The sequence below is a fragment of the Flagellimonas allohymeniacidonis genome (genome assembly GCF_004296335.1).
In the GTDB taxonomy this organism is placed as follows: Bacteria; Bacteroidota; Bacteroidia; order Flavobacteriales; family Flavobacteriaceae; genus Flagellimonas; species Flagellimonas allohymeniacidonis.
The window spans coordinates 681,153-700,892 of sequence record NZ_SGIU01000001.1 but is presented as its reverse complement, the minus strand read 5'-3'; the positions used below and the strand labels follow the sequence as shown (position 1 = coordinate 700,892).

Sequence of the window (19,740 nt, the reverse complement as noted above, 5' to 3'; positions counted from 1 at the left end):
GTATTAATCGTTAATGAGTCCCTGTCCCTCTATCCATGGTGCCCCTGCTGCCTTTAAACTTGCTTCTAGACCAGGCAGGGTAGTATTTGCAACGGCGTTAAGTTCTTTTTTGATTTCTTGCAATTGATTTTTGGCCCTAGCCATGGCCGCCTTCTGATTTCCCGTAGGGCCATACGTATTTCCAAGACCGACGTATCCAATAAATGAGCCATCTTCCGGAGAAGGTGGATTGCGCTCCCCTACTTCATTTTTAGCTCCGCTACCCTTTAGGCTAGTTTTTAGGGATTGCAACAATTTCTCAGCTTTATAAATGTTCGAAGCCAAAGCTGCACTAGGTCGTTGTGCTTGCTTGAAGGCCCTTTTCATGGCGTCCACTTTTGCCATGCTCTTTTCCAATACTTTGTTTGTAGCCATCAAATCTTGACTGAATTTTTGAAATTCAGTACGGAAAGCAACAATTTCCTCAACAGGTTTGGGCGGCAAAGCCCCGGTTGAGAGTCTTTTTACCTCAAAGCTTTGTGGTGTGGATAGCGATTTTAACTCTCCGTCGACCCATTGGTTCAGTTCGACTGTATAATTTCCCGGTGTCGCTTGAAAGGGCGAGCTAAAAAAGCTATCGTCACCTTTGGGCTTTTTTAAAGGTATGCCCGTTCTGCTGGCATAGGTCAAATCCCAGGCCACTCTATTGAACCCTTTTTTGTTTGTACCGTTTACGGTGTTTACCAAATTCCCATTGGCGTCCTTAACCATGAGCACAATATTGGGCTTCTCCTGATTTTTCTCTTCGTCCAATACATCCCATCCCGGAAATGGAATATTGGCTTTCTGCTTGTTCAATTCCTTTTCCCGCTCCTTACGTGTATCCTTAATAGTCTTTAATTTATCTGGAAGGAAATACGTGAATGTAGCTCCAAATGCTGGGTTTTTTCCAGCAAATTCTGCATTCCCCTGACCATAGACTTCATCTTTTTCCACATACCAATAGGTCGGCTTCACTTTAAACAAGGTTGGAGTGGACATGGTGCTTGAATTGAATTCCCTTAATGGGGAAATATCATCTAATACATAAAAACCCCTTCCAAATGATGCCCCAACCAAGTCATCTTCTCTTCGTTGAATGGTGATATCCCGGAAAGAAATGGTAGGCAATCCTCCTTTTAGTGGCATCCAATTGGAACCTCCGTTATTGGTAAAATAGACACCGTATTCTGTTGCAGCAAACAACAAATCTTTTTTCACATGGTCTTGAACCACGCGCCAAGTCAGTAGTGTTTTTGGAAGGTTACCATTCATAAAATTCCAGGTTCTGCCTCGATCGCTACTTTTAAGAAGATAGGGTTTGTAATCTCCTTCCTTATGGTTGTCCAACACCAAATAAACGGTATTGGCATCAAACAAATCGGCGCGTACATCATTGACAAAAGCTCTATTGGGTACGCCTTTGATGTTCCCCAACATAATTTTACGCCAATTGCTTCCACCATCCTCCGATACCTGAAGAATACCATCGTCGGTACCCGCATAGATCAACCCTTCTTGGATTGGGGATTCGGCCAAAGAAGTAATGGTGTTGTAGTTGGACATGGCCCCAACGTCCCAAGGGTTGTCCCAACTTTGCTTTTTGCCCAGAATGGGCAATTCGAGACGCTCTTCATTTCTTGTAAGATCTCCGCTGATAGCAGTCCAATCATCCCCCCTATTTTCAGATTTCCAAACACGATACGATGCAAAGTACAATCGCGTCGGCTTGTGTGGGCTCACTAAAATGGGAGCATCCCAATTGAACCGTTCATGTGGTTCACCTGCTTTGGGCTGCGGCTGTATAAAGACCGTCTCACCTGTGGTTTGGTCAATTCTCCACAACCATCCTTGTTGAAATTCTCCATAAGTAATATCTGGATTACCTGGCTCCGTTGCGGACTGATGACCATCCGCTCCCAAGGTTATCCACCAATCTTGACTTAATATTCCAGCTTTGCTTTTGGTGCGTGATGGTCCTCCATGAGAACCATTATCCTGAGTTCCGCCATAAATATGATAAAAAGGCTCCGCATCATCCACAGCCACCTTATAGTACTGTGTTACCGGCAAGTTTCTAAAATATCGCCATGTTTTTGTTAGATCATAGGATTCGTAAAGCCCACCATCAGTTCCAAAGAGCACATAATTGGGGTCTGATTTTTTAAAGGCCATGGCATGGCTGTCCACATGCTTTTTATCCTCATTCATTTGTTCAAAATGCTTTCCATGGTCATCAGATACCTGAACGTAGTTGCTCATCAGGTAAAGTTTGCCTTCTTGATGTGGGGAGGCGTATAGCTCTTGATAATAATGTGGGCCTGTACCCCCAGAAACGGCATCGGATTGTTTGGTCCATGAGGCTCCTTGGTTTCTTGAAATAAATACGCCCCCTTTTTTGCGATCTAATTCAATGGCCGCATAAATAACCTCATTATTAAAGGGTGATAAGGCCAATCCAATTTTACCCAAGTTGGATTTAGGTATGCCATTGGTCAATTTGGACCATGTCTCTCCGCCATCAACACTTTTGTGAATTCCTGACCCGGGTCCGCCTCCCATATAGGCGGCAACTGTTCTGTGTCTATCCCATGTGGCCGCATACAGTACATCTGGGTTGGTATGGTCCATAACAATATCGGTAACCCCGGTCCACTCGTTATTCCCCAATGTTATGTTCCAAGTTTTTCCGCCATCGATGGACTTGTATAGCCCCCGCTCCCCTCCTTTGCTCCAAAGGGGACCTTGCACAGCAGCCCAAATGATATTGGAATTGGATGGGTGGACCATGATTTTAGAAATATGTTCTGAGGCTTTTAAGCCCATGTTTTTCCAAGTTTTTCCCTCGTCATGGCTCACATAAATGCCATCACCAAAACCTACATGGCGACCACCGACATTTTCTCCAGTGCCTACCCATACCGTACTTGGATTGTTGGGGTCTATGGTCACGCAACCAATGGAGTAAGACGTTTGCTTATCGAAAATGGGTTCCCAAGTGGTACCAGCGTTGATAGTTTTCCAGACTCCTCCTGAACCCACAGCCACATACCATACACTTTCATTTTTGGGATGGATGGCAATATCTGCAATACGACCAGAGGTCAGTGCAGGACCCAAAGTTCTAAATTTAAGACCTTTGAAAGTAGTAGAGTCAGGTTTTTGGGCGTAGGTGGTTGAACAAAGTAAAACAATAAGAAATGAGGCAAAACAAGTTTTGAAAGAACGAATCATCTGTGTCAGTTTTGGTTGAATTAGCACCGTAAGATAACCAAAACACTAGTCGTAATATCTAAATGAAATGTGAAATAAAATGATTCTTTTCTCAGGGCAACTGCCAACAAAATTTCAGTGCCTTCTTCTAAACCTCACCAATCTTCATCTCGACCTTAATTCCAGCCCAAAACGGCGTTTTGAATTGATTTTCCAAACGAACTTGATTGCGGGTCAGAGTCCAGATAAGCCTCGTCAAACATGGTGCTCAATAGCATACCCCCTTTTTTCAAATGCATATTGACATTCAATGGCTTTGTACCCGTAACGTAGGATTCAAACAAGGTATCCAGATTTTTGCCCGCTACAATATTAACGTAGCGTTTCACGTCTTCCAAGGTATATCTTTCTTCCTTTATAGCCATTTCCTGATACATCAAGCGCATTACTTCATCCAGACCTTTTGAATTTTGATTGGCATGTCTGATTTCAATATCCAAAATGAAAGCAAAGAAAGTCCCAAGACCATAAATCTTCATTCGATTTTGATGCTTGTTGTTGCCTGCTTCCTGTAAAGAACTGGATTGTCCCATCATGGTAGCAAGAAAATATCGACGATAGGCATTCTCCAATTTTTTTTCTACATTTTTTCTAGGCAGGGATTTGGTTTTTGATTGGATTTGAATGCTCAGATATTCAGTAACACCTTCCTTAAACCATTCCATTTGGGTTTCGGGAACTAGACCCCGTCCATTCCATAAATGAAAGGTTTCGTGGATCATACCGTGTCCCCACAAAGCTGAAGATGCCTTATTAATGGGCTTTTCCACCAACATACTGTAGCTTTGGTTGAAAGCGCCACCGGCTATAGGTCCTTCTTGCATAACAACGAGGTAGGAGCTTTTTGGGGCACTTCCAAATAGAGTTCCGATTGCCTCCATGTTGGGTCGGAGATAACTGAGAATGGTTGCCTTGTCTTCTTGAAGACTTGGCCCAAGAACCAATCGCAAGGTCGTTGGTCCGACCGTTACTGCTTCTTCCCTATGCGTGCCTACAAACAATACATTGTCACGGAGTTCACTGCCACTCAATTCTGAAAAATGAAACGTTGAATCTGTACTCCATGGGCTACTGACAGACCAGGCTTTTGGTAACTCGAAATCTACTGCGTAGCGATCTTCTTCGCCAAAATTGGGAACAATAAACAGATAGCGCCCGACAATCATAAAACCTTCTTCCGTTCTATAGGAAATCTCCTCTACTCCAAATGGCCATTTGTATTGGTCATGTTTCATATCTATTTCATACTGAAGGTTGAGTTTAGTAGCCGTTTTCTCCATTTGCCAGGTGAAATAATTTCCATTGTTTTTGGAACTCTCCACTTTAACTTGATTCCCATTTGAATCTGTCAACTGTATATTTTTAATAAGTGCTGCTGGACCGTCAGGAAGGTTATCGGCAGACATTATGGGCAGATGCAATTCCTTTCCTTGAACCAAGAGTGTCGCATTCACACGTATGGTGTTTGGATTCTCCACAACTACCTGATATTGATGTTGTGCCTTTGCTTTGATGATGCCCATGATAAACATCATCAGCAGAAATAGTTTAAATGAAATTTTCATTTTGTCGGATTTAATTGATGAATAGTAGCACAATACTATCCAATTAAACGACATTTTGATAATGAGAGATGTCCACTTTTGCAAATCCGAACAAAGTCTAAGCGGAATGACAGTGGCGTGCGATAAAAGCCTTTGGGGTGGTTCCTTTTTCTTTTTTAAAAGCGGAATAGAAGGCTGAGCTTGACCTAAAACCCGCTTTTTGGGCGATACCCATAATTGTAAGCGAAGTGTGCTCTCCTGATTTCAATGCTTCCTCAACCTCCTTGATTCGAAATCCGTTGATGAACTCATTAAAGTTCTTGTGGTATGTGCTATTGATCAAGGTGCTAAGTTCGTGATATGGAATATCAAGTTCTCGGGAAAGCCTTCGAATATTCAATTCTGGATTACGATAATATTGATTCTTCAAAATATCAGCAACGATGGATTCCAAGTTAAGATTCATCAATTGTTTATTCCCATTTTGGATGTTGCGAATTCTTAGCGATTCACTTTTATTGTAAACCACAAGCCTTGCATAAGAAAACCAAAGCATTACCGCGGTAAAAAGCAAAGTAATATTTAGGTAAAGGAGATTGGGAAGCCCGTGCACGAAAGTCCTAAACAGGTAGAAAAGCAAATTGAGGGCCCAAATGAATGCTATACTCCAGAAAATAAATTTTGGCTGTTTGTTTTTTGTATTGTCATTTTTTTGAAGGAGGAGATAGGAGGCTCCCAAATAGCAAAGAAAATGTAGATTCCATAAGGGTATCATAACCTTACCATTGATGATTTCGCTGCTGAAAATTCCAGCCGAACTTTCAGGAAATAACAAGGCAACCATTGTAATTGATAGGAAAACATAAAAATGTATCAGGTGTTTTGAATTCAATCCAACAGTTTGATTTTGAAAGCTAAGAGACCGAATGTATAAATACAAAACCGGTGCTATCGCAAAAGTCAAAGCATTGGTAATAGGTTCAAATCCGTAAACAAGACCCTTGTAATCCGCGAAATTGAGAACCGTATTCAAGATTACCATTCCAATAATAAAAAACAGCACAGAAAGCATCCCTATGTTGTGCGCTTTACCTGAATTTGTCATTCGTAAGTAGGAAACAGCCAGCAGAAAACAATTCCCTGCCCCTATTGTATTCGCCATTAGGGATATATCTTTGAGTATCTCAACGTCCATCATTGCCGTTTACTGATAGACGATTCTATGCTAGGGACGTTACAAAGATTTTCAAATTTAAAAAGCAACCGAATAGTTGCGTATTAAAAAATGTTGTTTATATTTGCAACCATATAGTTGCATATTAATCTAAAATAAACGAACAGTCATGAAAAATGTAATTCAAAAAGAAAAAGTATTTAACCATTCCATTGACAAGGTTTGGAATGCCATTTCCAAAGCCGAGGAAATTTCAAGTTGGTTTATTCAGGCGGATTTTAAAGCCGAAGTTGGCTATGAATATACCTTTACCTCTAAGGAAGAGGGTTGTGTTCCTATTACCGGGACCGTAAAACAAGCCGACCCTTACACCTTGGTCTACACATGGGTAGTACAGGATACCGATACGGAGACCACGGTAAAATGGGAGCTACAAGAATTGGAAGGCAAAACCAAGTTGTATTTGGAGCATTCAGGAATAGCAAATTACCCTGCAGAATCTGCAGTGGAAATGTTTGAAAGTTTCAACGGAGGTTGGGACAACTGCGTGTCACTTCTTGCTGGGTATTTAACGGAAGAGGTACATGCAGGATAAAATCACAAGGGTTTTAAAAGCCATAGCCGACCCCACCAGGCGTGAAATTTTTCATGCCTTGGTGGTTGCTTCGGCTGCAATGCCCATCACACAGATTTCGGGTCAATTTCAGATAAGTCGACAGGGTGTTACCAAACATTTGAGAACGCTTGAAGATGCTGGGCTTATTCATATCAACTCAAAAGGGCGGGAACGCTATTGCTTTGCGGATGCTGAACCTTTGAAAGAGGTCAACCATTGGTTGAAATTCTACGAGCGTTTCTGGGACGATTCGTTGAACAATCTGGGGACTTATTTGGACCAGCCTTCCTAAGGGGAAACTCCAGAATCTTTATTGGTGATAAACTGATGTAAGCCCTGAAGAGCTTTTTCCATTCCTTTTTTGAAGGACTTTTTGCCCACTAAAGAAATCAGTATTTTTTTTATAGGAGATTTGGCTTTCCAATAGTTTTGTAGTTCTAGTCTACACCTATTTTCTCCCAATGGTGTAATTACAAAAAACTGATACAACTCGTCTACAATTGGAGGGCTCTTTGTGATTTCCCCATAAATCAAGTTCCCTTCCTCTGCCTCTTTGGTTATCGTGGTAAAATCGAGATTCTTACCGTTGACCACACAGGTATGCTTGGTTCCCAGACGTGTGACCTCATTTTCATTATAGTCAAATTTATCAACGCCTTTCACCCAATAATCCCGGTATGAATAGTTGGTAATATATTCCAACAATTGAGGTGCAGAAATCGGAAATTCTTTTGAGCTTGTAAGCTGGGGAGGATGGTCAAAACTGACTGTTTGCAATTCTTCAGGTGCTTTAAGATGCAAGGTTTCCGTATCAATCAGAGAATATACGTATTCCATATTTCGGTCATCATACTGGTCCGAACCTTGACGAAACCGGAAAACTTTGCTGGAATAATACGGTGAAAGTTGAATTTCCAAGGCAAGCTTTCTACTGATTAGGGCATAATTATCGCTATCCACCGAATTTTTGAGCAATCTATGCGCCTCAATAACCTGTTCACCAAAAGGTTTGCGATTTCCTTGAACTTCTATATGTGTCAAATTACCGGTATGCGCAATGATTTTTAATTCAAGATTAGGTGCCGTGGCACAGGCGTTACATGGACAGATGCGGTGTTGCTCCAACAATTTTAGGTGGCTATAAAATGCCGTGAACATAGCCTCGATCTGTGCCAAAAGGTTTTCCTGTGATGGAATAGTATTCTCCTTATAAAAAAATAAAGCGTCGCCCTCTATTTCTGCAAGCTGTAAACCTTGGGTGTTTGCACTTATCAACACTTCCAAAAGCTCGGAAATAACGTGCTGACTATGCTCAATTTCAGTAGTTTGAATGAACTTCGTATATCCAGAGATATCTGGAATGAACAATAGGGATTTTGCCATTTATTGATTGATGATGGTATGAAAACTGAGTCGAATTTCCAGCAATAACCTTACTATGTAAAATAAGATGAAGACCTAATCCTCCATGTCATCTAACATCTGTTTGAATCCAAGGGCCACACCATTGGTCCAACCAAACCCATCTTGGGTTTCATACTCTCCTCCACCAGAAAGCAATGAAAGATCCTCAACATTGTATTTCTCCATCATCTTCCCAGTGTTTTTGTAAACTCTTTCATTCAGCGCCAACCAGCGAGTCATAATTTCTTTAGCCTCTTCCTCATGCCCATAGTTTAAAAGTCCTTTAACCGCAATCCATTGCAACGGAGCCCATCCATTGGGGGCATCCCATTGCTGCCCTGAATGTTCCAAAGTGGTCACTAGTCCTCCATCCTTCAAGAATTTTTCCATAAGAACATCTTTTACACGGTTTGCTTGCTCAGCAGAGGCCAATTCAAAGTATAGCGGAAAGGCAGCCGCCAAAGAAAGCTCATTGGTCAAGCCTCCCTTACTGAAATTATAGTCATGGAAGAAGCCATTTTCCTCATTCCAAAAAAGAGATTCAATAGCTTCTTTTCTTTGATTTGCCTTTTGGGCAAAAGCATCACTTTCTTCCTGATTTCCTTTTAAGTCATACGCCTTCGAAATTGTATTCTCCAGAAAGAATAACAAACAGTTCAAATCCACCGGTAAAATATTCGCTGTTTCCGTGGAATTGAATTCACCTTTGGTTCCGAACCAGCGGGAGCTAAAATCCCATCCCGATGCTGCCCCTGATCTCAAATGATTGTAAAGAGTTTTTTGCAGTGAATCATTGGCCGCACCGCTTGCCAGATGGATATCTTCCTTGTACGCCTCTGGGCGGGGTGTATTTTCTTTATCCCAATATCGGTTTAATACTGCCCCAGAACCCAATTGGACAACATGTCGATTGGCTTTGTTGGGTTGGAGTTCACCTTCCGAGCCCATCCAAAAGTTATATTCTTTCAAAAGTTGTGGTAGGTAATTGGCAAGTACTGTGCTGTCATTTCTTGAAACGGCATCCACCATCAGGGCGTAAAAAGGAGGTTGGCTTCTAGAGCGGTAATAATCACGTGTTCCATTGGGAATAAATCCGATGGAATCGATAAGGAAGCTAAAATTATCAACCATATTCTTGGCCAAGTCTTCTCTCCCATCCACTACCAATCCTTCCAGGGTAAAATAACTGTCCCAATAATAGATCTCCTGAAACCGACCTCCTGGAACCACATATTTATGGGGCAAGGGGATTCTTGTGGAATTCGGAATCAAACTATCAGGTCCACGTGTCAGTTTATCCCACATGGAGGTGATATGCTCGTACATCGTTTTTGTGGTATCGGTTTTAAATTCAAGGGCCTTCATGGATTTATCCTCGAAGTTATCAGCAACAAATTGGGCAAGGTCAAATTCTGGTTTGTCCTTTTCGGAAAGGTACTTGGACTCCAAGACGGAAGCATGTTCTTTAGGTACTAAATCCACAAAGGTTTTAGAATCCTTAAAAATGGCCTGAAGCTGAATGTCCTTGAAAAATTGGGTTTCATACAGGGCGATATCCGCGGATACAACTTCTTTTTGTTTGCAGCTTAGAAGGAAAAGGACGACCAATAGGCCGATAGACCACTTTTTCATTTTCATTGGTTTTTAGGATAGCTCTAAAGATAATATGAATCAGGGAATATAAAAGTAACCCATTGACAGATGATTTGTATATTCAAGTCATGATTCAACCTCAAATTTTAAGAGATCAGGTAAAAGAGCATCTCTTGAAGCAAATTGGCAAAGGGGAACTACAGATTGGGAAAACCATCAACCTGGCTGCTCTTTCAAGAAAAATAGGCATCAGTGTCACGCCCATACGAGAGGCTTTAAGCCAGTTGGAACATGCGAGAATCATAAAGGCGATACCAAATCGGGGATTCATCGTACAAAAACTTGGCGCGACAGAAGCCGAACATCTGTATGACACCATTGCCCAATTGGAGGTTATGGCACTTGAAAACTCCAGGTTTTCGCCCTCTTCCATTGCGGATTTGAACAATATCCTTCAAAAATCATCCGTGACGCAAAACTTGGATGAACGAATTCAGTTGCGATTTCGATTTCATGAAATTTTGGTCCAAAGTTGTAATAACCCCATTTTGGTTCAAATCGTAACGGACCTAAAGACCCGGTTGTTATTTTATGAGCAAGCGTTGCAACAAGATGTCTCATTTTACGAACAAATAGATGCACAACATAAGGCAGTTATCGAAGCCATTGAAGAAGACAATGTTCCGACCGCGGCTTTAATTTTAAAAATGCATTGGGTAAATGCACTAAAACATATTCAAAATCAATTGGACACTACCCAAAATATTTAAAGACTGTACCCGTTATTGTAAAAAACCTCTTATGCAATACTTGAACAGGGAAATCGAAAACCTCGTTAAACGGAAGAAGTCCAAATCCTTATTGAAAAAACAGGTCTCATGTGGCATTTTCCAAGATTTGGAATCTGCAGAAATCAATCCACAGGAAAGAACATCCGGTCGATAAGGTACTATTCGAACAAGGAAGTATCCAATCCCGGAATCAACTTCATCGCATTTTTGTAGTATACTTTTCGCAGTACCTCGTTTGGTAAATCCAGCCCGTACATCGCCCAGAAGGCATGGTATTTCTTGTAATACGGAAAGTATTCATCGGCCGTCTCCAACACCCTAAAATAAGTTGGGAATTCGGAGGGCTGCCAACTATCTTTTCCAAATAGGATTCTATCTTGATATTTAATGAAGAACTGTCTTGCTTGCTTGGGTTGACGCCCCAACTCTGCGATAATTGCACCAATTCCAACATACATATTTGGGATTTCGTCCATCAACTCCCCTAGCCTTCCCAAATTATTGGCATACCACCCCATGTGGGCATTGATGAATTTTGTGTTTGGGTGCTTTTTGAACATTCGGTGTTGCTCATCGATAATTTGTCGCCAGGGTGCAGGATTGGTTTCGGAGCGCTTCCTGCGGGGTCTAGTTTTTAATTCGAGCCAGCGTTCGTTGTTTTCATCCATTGGATCCCAAAACGATTTTGGGTCTGCAGAATGAATCAAAACCGGAATTCCCAATTCCGCGCATTTTGCCCAAACAGGATCCAGCCGTGAATCATCGACCGCGATACGATTCCCAGCAATATCTCGGTTTCTAAGACCCAAGCTTTTATAAATTTTTAAACCCCTGGCCCCGTTTCGAACGTCAGTTTCAAGTTGCGATGCGGCCTCATTGCCCCAATTCGGATTTCCAACCCCACTAAAGTCCACGTTGGCAAAAATTACAAACCTGTTGGGATAATTCTCATTTACATTTTTCAGCATCGCCTGAAGCCCTGAACCTGAGCCTCCACTAAGGTTCACCATAACCCCCATATTCATTTGATCCATATGTCGTATCAACTCCGATAAGTCTTGGTTGGCCATTCGAAATTGGTGACTGTGCACATCAATGAATGTGAACTTCGCTCGTTCTACGGGATTTTCAGGAACCACCAGGGTGGATTTGGGGTTGTATTCCTCAAAACTCATTTGTTGGCCATTAGCGGTTAAACAAAGACCAAAAGCAATTAGGGTAATCGTATTGATTCTCATATTTTAAAATTCATTTTATCCGTTAGTTGGGTATATTTTTCTTTGGTGTCCACATCAAATTCCTTCCCTTTCGGGTCAAGGCCTAAAACATCTTCCGAATACTTATTTATAATCTGCCTTGCTCCAAAATCTTGATGCAAATCCAAGAGTTCGGAAAGCAAAGAATGATGAAAAATCGCAGGGACCCCGAACTTGTTTTTATACTGGGCAGCGGCAATTTTAGGGCCGTTCCGTGTATAAAGCTGCCTTAGTTTTTTCAAAAAATCAGAATCCATAAGAGGTTGGTCGGCCAGCATGATCAATATACCTTCCATCTCTTTTTGTTGGACCAAAATATCCTGAATGCCTTTTGATATGGAACTTCCCATACCCGATTCCCATTCTGGATTTTGAATGATATTTACCTCTTGGGGAAGCGTTTTCAGGATTTCTTCGGAATTCGCACCCAAAACCACAAAGACTTGGTCGCCTACAGCTTTTGCATGCTCTATTGCATTACCTAAGAGGGTAGTTTCCCCCCATGGGAGTAACTGCTTAATTGCTCCCTCCATTCGAGAGGAAGAACCAGCGGCCAGAATAAGAATAGGAATGGCATCTGACATACATCAACTGTGAATCGTGCCGGTTTTTTCTTTGAGAAGTTGCGGCTCCTTCTTATTGAAAACGGTCAATATTTCAGAAAGGATGGAGATGGCAATTTCCTGTGGGGTCTCGGCACCGATGTCAATCCCAGCTGGGCCATGGACGCCTTCTAGAAATTCTTCGGATATTTCAGGATGTCTCTCGAGAATTTCATCAAACAATTTTTCCCGGCGCCTGGCAGGTCCAAGCAGTCCGAGATAAGCACATTTTTTTTCTCGAAGAGCGAGAAGATAGCCCAAGTCCTTAACAAAACTATGTGTCATCAAGATCACAGCAGTTTGTTCGTCAAGAGCTAAATCCAACCCCTCCGGTTCAAATTGTAAAAAGCGATGAACTCCGGGAAAGTGCTCTTTTGTTTTTTCTTCCCTAGGACTGGCCACAACGGTAACTTCCCATCCCGTAAGATTTGCGTACTGACACAATTGGACAGCATCGTGTTCCGCGCCAATAATTACCAGTTGAAAGCAAGGCTTCAATTCTTGCTCAAAAACCGATAATTCAGAAATTTCAATGCGATTTGCAGACAATGGAATGGCTTGTCCATTGAAATCGAAAAGGGAACCGTAATTGCTGTTTTCAGAATGGTCTTTTACATAATAAGAGGTAATGGAATATGGTTTTCGAGAAGACACCACTTCCCAAAATTCGCTCAAAAAATCATCGGCCGGGGAAAAAGGTTCTAAAAGAATATAAAGAATTCCCTCACAGCCCAATCGATATCTACCGTCATACACCATAACCTTTGGTACACCGGAAGTAAAAACCGAACTCGCTTGTCTCAAAACTTCTTTTTCAACACAGCCTCCACTCACAGCTCCTACCATCTCACCATCTTCAAAAAGTAGCATTCTTACACCAGGTCGCCGATATGAAGACCCATCCAGTGCAACTACTGAAGCCAACACTGCTTTTCTATTTTCTTTACTTTGCTGGTAGCGCTCAACAATTTTCTTCAATTCATGTGTCATGCTAGACAATCGTTTTGGTGGGCACCAAGGGAACAAGCGTGCCCTTTTCAAGTTTTGTGTTTGATGGCAATTGTACAAAACCATCAATTTTTGTGAGGCCAACTAAATCCCCTGAACCTGTTGTTTGGACTACTTCTGCTTCAAATTGGCCATTGATTACTTGAACCCTAACACCTTTAAAGAGAGTCAAACCCGTAGTATTTTCAACAGATTCCTTTAAAAATACAGTAATTCGGGCTGATGACAATCCCAAAGTTTTGTTAAGCCAGGGGATGAAGTATACATGGAAATTGGCAAAGGTAGATACGGGATTTCCTGGAAATGAAAAAATCAGTGTATTGGTTTTTACATGTTTCCCAAACCAAAAGGGTTTCCCAGGGCGTTGAAGCACCTTGTGAAACACTTTTTCAACGCCAAGTTTGGCAAAGGTTTCCGGAAGAAAGTCAAACTTCCCTTTGGAGACCCCTCCACTCAACAAAAGAACGTCCTTTTTATGCAATAGACCTTCCAACTCAATTTTTAAGGACTCCGCGTCATCCTTAAAATGGTAGGATTCGGATAAAATGCCCAGATCTGTTAGCAATCCTGTTAAGGAATAGGTATTCGATTTTCGAATTTGATGTGCTAGGGGTTTTTCATTGACCTCTACCAGCTCATTTCCGGTGGCTACTACTCCAATTTCAGGTAACTTCTTTACTTGAATATTCGATTTCCCAACAGAGGCCAAAACTCCAATTTCGGAGGCTGTAATTCTTGTTCCTGAGGGAAGAAGTATCTCCCCTTTCGCTACATCACTGGCTTGGCTGTGAATGTTTTGACCTTTTTTTACCGCTTTATGCACCTTAAAATTGTCATTGCTCCGTTCCAGGTGTTCGTACATGATTACCGTATCTGAGTTTTCAGGGAGTACGGCTCCCGTCATAATCTCAATGCAATGAGCGTCATCCTTTAATGTAATCTGAGAAGAACCTGCCTGTGCGATTCCTTGAATCTTTAAATGAGATTCTGCTAACTGCATCCCTTTAAAGTTGACAGCAATTCCATCTTTGGTTGAGCGATCGAAGGGCGGAAAATCTCTATCGGCTTCAATAGGTTCCGCCAAAACACGGTTTAGGGATTCTCCGAGGCCTACCTGCTCTACCCCATAATCCTGACAATATTCCAAAACATGGTTTAAAGCCTCTTCAAAAGGAATCAATTCGTTGTGTGGGTCAGTCATTCTAAAAATAAAGATGCCTCAAAGCGTTTTAGGAGGTCTGGGTCCTCATTTGGTTCATTCCCCCTAAGATATTGTAAAAAGTATGTTTCGGATAGACTTTTGTCAATTCAATGACCGCTTTCTCGCTTCGTTTTCCTGATTGGCAGATGACATAAATGGGTTTGTTCTCCAGAAACAAATCTGCAGGAAGTGCCAAAGTATTCAACGGAATATTATGGGCCTCTTCCAGATGACTATTTTCAAATTCACGAACTGTGCGAACATCAATAATGGATAACGAATCTTGAGAAGCGCGAATTTTCAGAAATTCCTCATTGGATATGGAGGGTGCAAGCTCACAATCAAGAGACTCATAGGATGGCTGTAAAGCTTTTATCTTTCTATTCTCCGATTTGGAGTTAAATGAAATTTTGATGTGGTCCTGCTGGAGTCCATTAAAAATCAAAAGTTGTCCTGAGAGTACCTCCCCAATTCCAGTGATGATTTTAACCACTTCCAACGCTTGCAATGACCCAATGATTCCCGGAACAACTCCCAAAACCCCATTTTCGTCGCAGTTGGGAACTTCATTTCCCGCGGGCATTGCTGGGTAAAGACAGCGGTAAGTGGGTCCTTGCCGATAATTGAAAACGCTCACATGCCCCTCAAAGGCATGCAATGCCCCATATACAAAAGGTTTGTTAAGAATGATACAGGCGTCGTTGATTAAATATCGAGTAGGAAAGTTATCCGTGGCATCTACCACTACATCATACTCTTTGATGATTTCCAATGCATTTTTGTTGGTCAGAAATGTATCATGCGGAATGAGGTTGGTCTCTGAATTCTGATTCCTAAGTTTTTTTAAGGCTACGCCTAACTTGGATTGTCCGCTATCCGCTTCCGAATACAACACCTGACGCTGCAAGTTGTGGATGTCAACCGTATCATGGTCCACAAGTCCCAATGTGCCCACGCCCATAGCATTCAAATATTGAACCACAGGTATTCCCAGGCCTCCCAAGCCAACAACGAGCACCCTTGCATGGGCAAGTCGTTTCTGGCCTTCTTCTCCAAAATCTTGGAGGTTTGTTTGTCGGATGTACCTATTTGCCATGGGTTGGTTCCAATTTCGATTTGATATGCTCATAATCCTCCAAAGAATTTGCATTGAACAATACTTCGTCGTTCCCAGGGAAAACCAACTCAATTTCGGAGTTGAGCAAATACTTTCTTGGACAAGAGCTTTCAGCCGTTTTTAAATACGCAATGGCTTTTTTTAGTCCAGTAGGCTCCCAAATGGTTACCAATGGTTCCGGTAGTCCTGTTTTGTTGGTCGCCATGGATGTTGCCATTTTTTCTGGGTTTCGTTTTGAAACCAAAAGAGCAAGTGTTTTTTCATCAATCAGAGGAAGGTCGCAGGCCAATACCAGCCAAGCTGCATCAGGGAAAGCTTTATGGGCACTAAGTATTCCGTTGAAGGGGCCTCGAAACTCGTTTTGGTCCATCATTACTTCAAAGTTCTCCTCCATCTCGGATTTCTGTTCATCCCGAATACTTAAAAAAGTGCGCTTGCAAACGGATTCCAGAAGTTGATATATATAGCTCTGCTGCGGAACCGAGTGATACTGCAACAGACGTTTATCCGAACCCATTCGGGTGCTTTTCCCACCAGCAAGTACAAGACCATATAATTCAGGATGCGTATGTTTCATTTTTTAATACTTGGTTTTCTCCAATTATCCACCTATAGAGGTCATGGAGTTGTCAAAAACGGTGGAATCATGTTCTTTTTGGGCATCAAAACCGGTCTTGGCACGATTTCCAATAGCCGTTATAATGGCTTCTTCAACCTTTTCGGACGAAGAATGCTCCCTCACGATTTCCCTCAGATTGGCCTTGGGTTTTCCATAGAGGCACGTGATTACATCTCCAGTAGCTGTTACCCGAAGTCGATTGCAAGACCCACAAAAAGTACGACTGAACGAGGGTATGATACCGAAAGTTCCTTGATGCCCTTTAATTCTATAATTAATTGAGGTAGATGTCTTGGGCGACTCCAATTTTTCAAAATCAGGGTAGGTTTTCCCAATGTGCTCCAAGATGGCCTTATAGTTCCATTTGATGGTAGAAAAGTTCTTTGAACCTCCATTAAAAGGCATTTCCTCTAAAAACCGTACGGAAACATTATGGTGTTTCATAACGTCCAAGATGGGGATGATATCCTGTTCATTTTGCCCATCGAGCACAATGAAGTTGATACGAACATTGAAACCTTCCGTAATTAAACGAATGAGATTATTGTGCACCGTATCAAATTGCTTGCGTCGTGTAATACGCTCAAACGTCTCCCGATTTATGGAATCCAAGCTAACATTGATGTTTTTGATTCCCATTTCTTTTAAGGAATCTATATGAGGACCTATAAGGGTCGCATTGGTTGTCACAGAAATATCGTTCAGCCCTTCCGTTTGGGAGAGGCTGCGAAGAAGTACCATCAAATCCTTACGGACGAAGGGTTCTCCCCCGGTTATTCGAATTTTATCAATGCCAAGACCAACCAATATTTTACTCACCTTCTCCAATTCGGAAATGGAAAGCAATTTGTCATTTTTCACAAAATCAATGCCTTCGGAGGGCATGCAGTAGTTGCAACGGAGATTACATCTATCTGTAACCGCCAATCGCAAATAATTGATTTGTCTCCCGTGATTATCTATTAAAGCCATAGGTTCCTAAAACAGTTCTAAGATAGCATTTCATTGGTTTATCCCCCACTAACCGGTGGAATCAATGCAATTTCATCATAAGCATTGATAAGCTGCTCGTCCTCGGCATAGCTGTTGTTCACCGCAATGGCCAACGAGGACAGTTTGTTAAGTTCCGGATAGGTCTCTCCCAGAAATTGCTTCAATTCTTTGACGGTCTTGGGTATTTTTCTTCCGGTCACACTAGCAGTAGGAACAGACAAAGTGGGACTTCCCACAATGTCCTTCGTGATTCCAAACAAAAGTATCGTCATATGATCAACCAATAATTTCCTTAGCAGGTACTTTTAATAATTCGGGTGTTTTTATGAATGGTTGCTTATAGAGTCTGTTTCCAGTGGCCGCTTTGAATGCATTGGCGATGGCTCCTCCAGCAGGTGGAAGTGTTGGTTCGCCCAATCCTGTTGGTGACAGTGTATTTTCGATAAAATAGGTCTCCACTACAGGAGCTTCCTTCATACGAATCAAGCGGTATTTATCGAAATTGTTTGCCATTGGTTTACCATTTTTAAAAGCCAATTCCCCATACATGGAATGCCCAACACCATCAATCACGCCTCCCTCTATCTGATTAAGGGCTCCCAAAGGATTTACAACTATACCACAATCCACCACGCAGGTAATTTTTTTGACTACAGGCTCTCCATTTTCAATCTCCACATCTGCCACCTCGGCCACATGGGTATTATGGCAGTAGTAATTCACAAAACCTTGATAGACGTTGCTTGGCTTATTTCCCCAACCAGATTTTTCCACAGCCATCTTTATCACATCTTTCATTCGGTCCGGTGAGTATTGGATGCGCTCATCTTCTTCTGGCTTCACCTTATCGAGTAAATCCAATCGCATTTGAATCTTGTCCACCTCCATCAACTCGGCAAGCTCGTCAAAGAAGCTCTGCTCGGCGCATGCCAAGAAGTTGGTATATGGGGCTCTCCAAGCTCCTGTCGTAATATTGCTATCATAACTAGCCGCATCTACTTGGTAATTTTCAATGGCGCCAGCAGGGAAAAAATTAGGAATCAACCCATACATATTATCATTAATGGCAGCTTCCTTTAAATGATAGGCGGTAATTTTTCCATCTTTGATTCCTGCTTTGATTCTATACTTGAGGGCCATTCTATAAATGCCATCCTCCATATCATCTTCCCTAGAATAAACAACTTTTACAGGCTTTTTGATTTTATCAGAAATCTCAGCAGCTTCTATCACAAAATCACCATATAGCCTTCTTCCAAAACCGCCACCCTGCCGAGTCATTTCAAGATATATGTCTTTTTCTTCCCTTCCCAGCATTTTGGAAACCAATCCTGCCTTCCAAGCCGGTGTTTGTATTGGACCTACCAAATGTACTTTCTCGTCGGTCACATCAGCATAGAAATTCATGGGTTCCATGCAATTATGGGGTAAAAAAGGCGATTCGTAGGTTCTTTCCAATATTTCATCAGCTTCGGCAAAAGCTTTTTTAATGTTTCCATCGGAACGCATCGTATTGAATTTATTCCCATCCAATAAATCGTTAAGAATTTTATCGTGTTCTTCTGTACTCTCAACCTTTGATTCCTCTTCCCAAACGGCCTTAATGGCTTCTTTGCCTTTCATGGCTTGCCAAGTGGATTTCGCAATAACGACAACCTTATCACTTGAAGAGATTTTGCTTCCGAAGCTTGGGTCTTCAGCCAAAAGCCCCCTTACTTTTTCTCCAATGGTGACCACATCAATAACCCCGGGCATGGCACGGGCCTCCGCATCATCATAAGAAACCAATTTCTGTCCGAAGGAAGGTGGGCGAAGAACACAAGCATATACCATTCCATCGGCTTTGTAGTCCAATCCGAACAAAGGTTTCCCGGTTACGATTTCATCAATGTCTACATTGGAAGCGTCCTTGCCCATAATTTTGTAGTCTTTTGGGTCCTTTAAGGTAACTTCTTCAGGGACTTCCAAAAGTGCTGCCTCTTCCACCACATCGCCGTAACCCAAGGTTTCACCAGCCGCATTGGTGATGACTCCTTCGCTTACAGTGCATTCTGATGGGTCAACTCCCCACCTTGCAGCTGCCGCGCTAACCAACATATGCTTTGCCTTAGCTCCAGTTTGTCTCAGGGCATCCCATCCAAATCTGATGGATTGGCTACCTCCTGCAACCTGTCGTTGGTAATTTTCAGTATCCAGTACTCCTTGAACCACATGAACATTTTTCCAGGCTACGTCCAATTCTTCAGCAATGATCATTGGCATTGAGGTTTTCACACCTTGGCCTATTTCAGGATTGGGAGAGAATATGGTAACTGCACCGTTTTTTGCAATTTTTATAAACGCATTGAAATCGCTGTAATCCAAGCTTGCTAGGTCAATCGCCTTTTCAGCGACAACCTTGGGCTTGCAAGAGTTCAAAAGGTTAAAGCCTATGATCATACCTCCCCCGGCGAGAGAGGAATTTCGAATAAAGGCCCTTCTACTTAATTTTTTTGAGCTATTTGTTGACATTTTGTTGTTTTTAAGGATGG

Annotated in this window: 18 protein-coding genes; 4 read left to right on the top strand and 14 right to left on the bottom strand. The window is 42.0% G+C overall.

The annotated features are described in order from the left end of the window. Positions 1-3: 3 nt before the first annotated feature. The 3 genes from EW142_RS03090 to EW142_RS03080 all read right to left on the bottom strand — a co-directional run bounded on the left by EW142_RS03090 (position 4) and on the right by EW142_RS03080 (position 5,997). On the bottom strand, positions 4-3,252 hold the full coding sequence (locus EW142_RS03090; RefSeq protein WP_130609502.1) for a VPS10 domain-containing protein: 3,249 nt from the start codon (positions 3,250-3,252) through the stop codon (positions 4-6). A 155-nt stretch (positions 3,253-3,407) separates the two neighbouring features. Further along, positions 3,408-4,856 (bottom strand): M61 family metallopeptidase, encoded by a 1,449-nt coding sequence (locus EW142_RS03085; protein ID WP_130609499.1) that lies wholly within the window; start codon positions 4,854-4,856, stop codon positions 3,408-3,410. 97 nt (positions 4,857-4,953) lie between these two features. After that, positions 4,954-5,997 (bottom strand): helix-turn-helix domain-containing protein, encoded by a 1,044-nt coding sequence (locus EW142_RS03080; RefSeq protein WP_165395212.1) that lies wholly within the window; start codon positions 5,995-5,997, stop codon positions 4,954-4,956. A 181-nt stretch (positions 5,998-6,178) separates the two neighbouring features. On the opposite strand from EW142_RS03080, the gene EW142_RS03075 reads away from it, so the two are divergent. Both EW142_RS03075 and EW142_RS03070 read left to right on the top strand, forming a co-directional pair. After that, positions 6,179-6,604, top strand: coding sequence for an SRPBCC family protein (locus EW142_RS03075; protein WP_130609494.1), 426 nt, complete (start codon positions 6,179-6,181; stop codon positions 6,602-6,604). Then, positions 6,594-6,917, top strand: a complete 324-nt coding sequence (locus EW142_RS03070) for an ArsR/SmtB family transcription factor (protein ID WP_130609491.1) — start codon at positions 6,594-6,596, stop codon at positions 6,915-6,917. The genes EW142_RS03075 and EW142_RS03070 overlap by 11 nt, the downstream gene beginning before the upstream one ends. Here EW142_RS03070 and EW142_RS03065 read toward each other — a convergent pair. Together EW142_RS03065 and treF are read right to left on the bottom strand one after the other, a co-directional pair. Then, the gene (locus EW142_RS03065) at positions 6,914-8,008 is read right to left on the bottom strand and encodes a DUF2652 domain-containing protein (protein ID WP_130609489.1); all 1,095 of its coding nucleotides are present in this window, start codon (positions 8,006-8,008) and stop codon (positions 6,914-6,916) included. The genes EW142_RS03070 and EW142_RS03065 overlap by 4 nt on opposite strands. 75 nt (positions 8,009-8,083) lie before the next feature. After that, a complete protein-coding gene (gene treF / locus EW142_RS03060; protein WP_240740146.1) occupies positions 8,084-9,661 on the bottom strand; it encodes an alpha,alpha-trehalase TreF in 1,578 nt (525 codons plus the stop codon). Positions 9,662-9,750: 89 nt separating this feature from the next. Between treF and EW142_RS03055 the strand changes: the two genes are divergently transcribed. Both EW142_RS03055 and EW142_RS16665 read left to right on the top strand, forming a co-directional pair. Further along, positions 9,751-10,392 (top strand): GntR family transcriptional regulator, encoded by a 642-nt coding sequence (locus EW142_RS03055; protein ID WP_130609483.1) that lies wholly within the window; start codon positions 9,751-9,753, stop codon positions 10,390-10,392. A 31-nt stretch (positions 10,393-10,423) separates the two neighbouring features. Continuing rightward, complete coding sequence (locus tag EW142_RS16665; RefSeq protein WP_165395211.1) at positions 10,424-10,567, top strand: hypothetical protein; 144 nt, start codon at positions 10,424-10,426, stop codon at positions 10,565-10,567. Positions 10,568-10,571: 4 nt separating this feature from the next. On the opposite strand, the gene EW142_RS03050 is transcribed toward EW142_RS16665, so the two are convergent. From EW142_RS03050 to EW142_RS03010, 9 genes are read right to left on the bottom strand one after another with little or no spacing between them, the layout of a single operon-like run. Next, a complete protein-coding gene (locus EW142_RS03050) occupies positions 10,572-11,651 on the bottom strand; it encodes an amidohydrolase family protein (RefSeq protein WP_130609480.1) in 1,080 nt (359 codons plus the stop codon). Next, complete coding sequence (locus EW142_RS03045) at positions 11,648-12,253, bottom strand: nucleotidyltransferase family protein (protein ID WP_130609477.1); 606 nt, start codon at positions 12,251-12,253, stop codon at positions 11,648-11,650. The genes EW142_RS03050 and EW142_RS03045 overlap by 4 nt, the downstream gene beginning before the upstream one ends. Positions 12,254-12,256: 3 nt before the next feature. Then, positions 12,257-13,261, bottom strand: coding sequence for an XdhC family protein (locus EW142_RS03040; RefSeq protein WP_130609475.1), 1,005 nt, complete (start codon positions 13,259-13,261; stop codon positions 12,257-12,259). Between the two features lies 1 nt (position 13,262). Continuing rightward, entirely contained in the window at positions 13,263-14,480 is a 1,218-nt protein-coding gene (locus tag EW142_RS03035; RefSeq protein WP_240740145.1) for a molybdopterin molybdotransferase MoeA, read from the bottom strand. Positions 14,481-14,508: 28 nt separating this feature from the next. Continuing rightward, positions 14,509-15,576 carry a HesA/MoeB/ThiF family protein gene (locus EW142_RS03030; RefSeq protein WP_130612430.1) on the bottom strand — a complete coding sequence of 356 codons (1,068 nt, stop codon included), beginning with the start codon at positions 15,574-15,576 and terminating at the stop codon, positions 14,509-14,511. Then, on the bottom strand, positions 15,566-16,174 hold the full coding sequence (locus tag EW142_RS03025) for an NTP transferase domain-containing protein (protein WP_130609472.1): 609 nt from the start codon (positions 16,172-16,174) through the stop codon (positions 15,566-15,568). The genes EW142_RS03030 and EW142_RS03025 overlap by 11 nt, the downstream gene beginning before the upstream one ends. 24 nt (positions 16,175-16,198) lie before the next feature. Further along, positions 16,199-17,188: a GTP 3',8-cyclase MoaA gene (gene moaA, locus EW142_RS03020; protein WP_130609469.1), complete on the bottom strand. Its 990-nt coding sequence runs from the start codon at positions 17,186-17,188 to the stop codon at positions 16,199-16,201. Between the two features lie 38 nt (positions 17,189-17,226). Then, a complete protein-coding gene (locus EW142_RS03015; RefSeq protein ID WP_130609466.1) occupies positions 17,227-17,481 on the bottom strand; it encodes a MoaD/ThiS family protein in 255 nt (84 codons plus the stop codon). 4 nt (positions 17,482-17,485) lie between these two features. Further along, positions 17,486-19,720 (bottom strand): xanthine dehydrogenase family protein molybdopterin-binding subunit, encoded by a 2,235-nt coding sequence (locus tag EW142_RS03010; RefSeq protein WP_130609463.1) that lies wholly within the window; start codon positions 19,718-19,720, stop codon positions 17,486-17,488. Between the last annotated feature and the right edge of the window lie 20 nt (positions 19,721-19,740).

What these genes read in the sequence shown, in the direction of transcription:
- EW142_RS03090 (WP_130609502.1), bottom strand. Translation starts at nt 3,252, where the DNA reads ATGATTCGTTCTTTCAAAACTTGTTTTGCCTCATTTCTTATTGTTTTA.
- EW142_RS03085 (WP_130609499.1), bottom strand. Translation starts at nt 4,856, where the DNA reads ATGAAAATTTCATTTAAACTATTTCTGCTGATGATGTTTATCATGGGC.
- EW142_RS03080 (WP_165395212.1), bottom strand. Translation starts at nt 5,997, where the DNA reads ATGGCGAATACAATAGGGGCAGGGAATTGTTTTCTGCTGGCTGTTTCC.
- EW142_RS03075 (WP_130609494.1), top strand. Translation starts at nt 6,179, where the DNA reads ATGAAAAATGTAATTCAAAAAGAAAAAGTATTTAACCATTCCATTGAC.
- EW142_RS03070 (WP_130609491.1), top strand. Translation starts at nt 6,594, where the DNA reads ATGCAGGATAAAATCACAAGGGTTTTAAAAGCCATAGCCGACCCCACC.
- EW142_RS03065 (WP_130609489.1), bottom strand. Translation starts at nt 8,008, where the DNA reads ATGGCAAAATCCCTATTGTTCATTCCAGATATCTCTGGATATACGAAG.
- treF (WP_240740146.1), bottom strand. Translation starts at nt 9,661, where the DNA reads ATGAAAAAGTGGTCTATCGGCCTATTGGTCGTCCTTTTCCTTCTAAGC.
- EW142_RS03055 (WP_130609483.1), top strand. Translation starts at nt 9,751, where the DNA reads ATGATTCAACCTCAAATTTTAAGAGATCAGGTAAAAGAGCATCTCTTG.
- EW142_RS16665 (WP_165395211.1), top strand. Translation starts at nt 10,424, where the DNA reads ATGCAATACTTGAACAGGGAAATCGAAAACCTCGTTAAACGGAAGAAG.
- EW142_RS03050 (WP_130609480.1), bottom strand. Translation starts at nt 11,651, where the DNA reads ATGAGAATCAATACGATTACCCTAATTGCTTTTGGTCTTTGTTTAACC.
- EW142_RS03045 (WP_130609477.1), bottom strand. Translation starts at nt 12,253, where the DNA reads ATGTCAGATGCCATTCCTATTCTTATTCTGGCCGCTGGTTCTTCCTCT.
- EW142_RS03040 (WP_130609475.1), bottom strand. Translation starts at nt 13,261, where the DNA reads ATGACACATGAATTGAAGAAAATTGTTGAGCGCTACCAGCAAAGTAAA.
- EW142_RS03035 (WP_240740145.1), bottom strand. Translation starts at nt 14,480, where the DNA reads ATGACTGACCCACACAACGAATTGATTCCTTTTGAAGAGGCTTTAAAC.
- EW142_RS03030 (WP_130612430.1), bottom strand. Translation starts at nt 15,576, where the DNA reads ATGGCAAATAGGTACATCCGACAAACAAACCTCCAAGATTTTGGAGAA.
- EW142_RS03025 (WP_130609472.1), bottom strand. Translation starts at nt 16,174, where the DNA reads ATGAAACATACGCATCCTGAATTATATGGTCTTGTACTTGCTGGTGGG.
- moaA (WP_130609469.1), bottom strand. Translation starts at nt 17,188, where the DNA reads ATGGCTTTAATAGATAATCACGGGAGACAAATCAATTATTTGCGATTG.
- EW142_RS03015 (WP_130609466.1), bottom strand. Translation starts at nt 17,481, where the DNA reads ATGACGATACTTTTGTTTGGAATCACGAAGGACATTGTGGGAAGTCCC.
- EW142_RS03010 (WP_130609463.1), bottom strand. Translation starts at nt 19,720, where the DNA reads ATGTCAACAAATAGCTCAAAAAAATTAAGTAGAAGGGCCTTTATTCGA.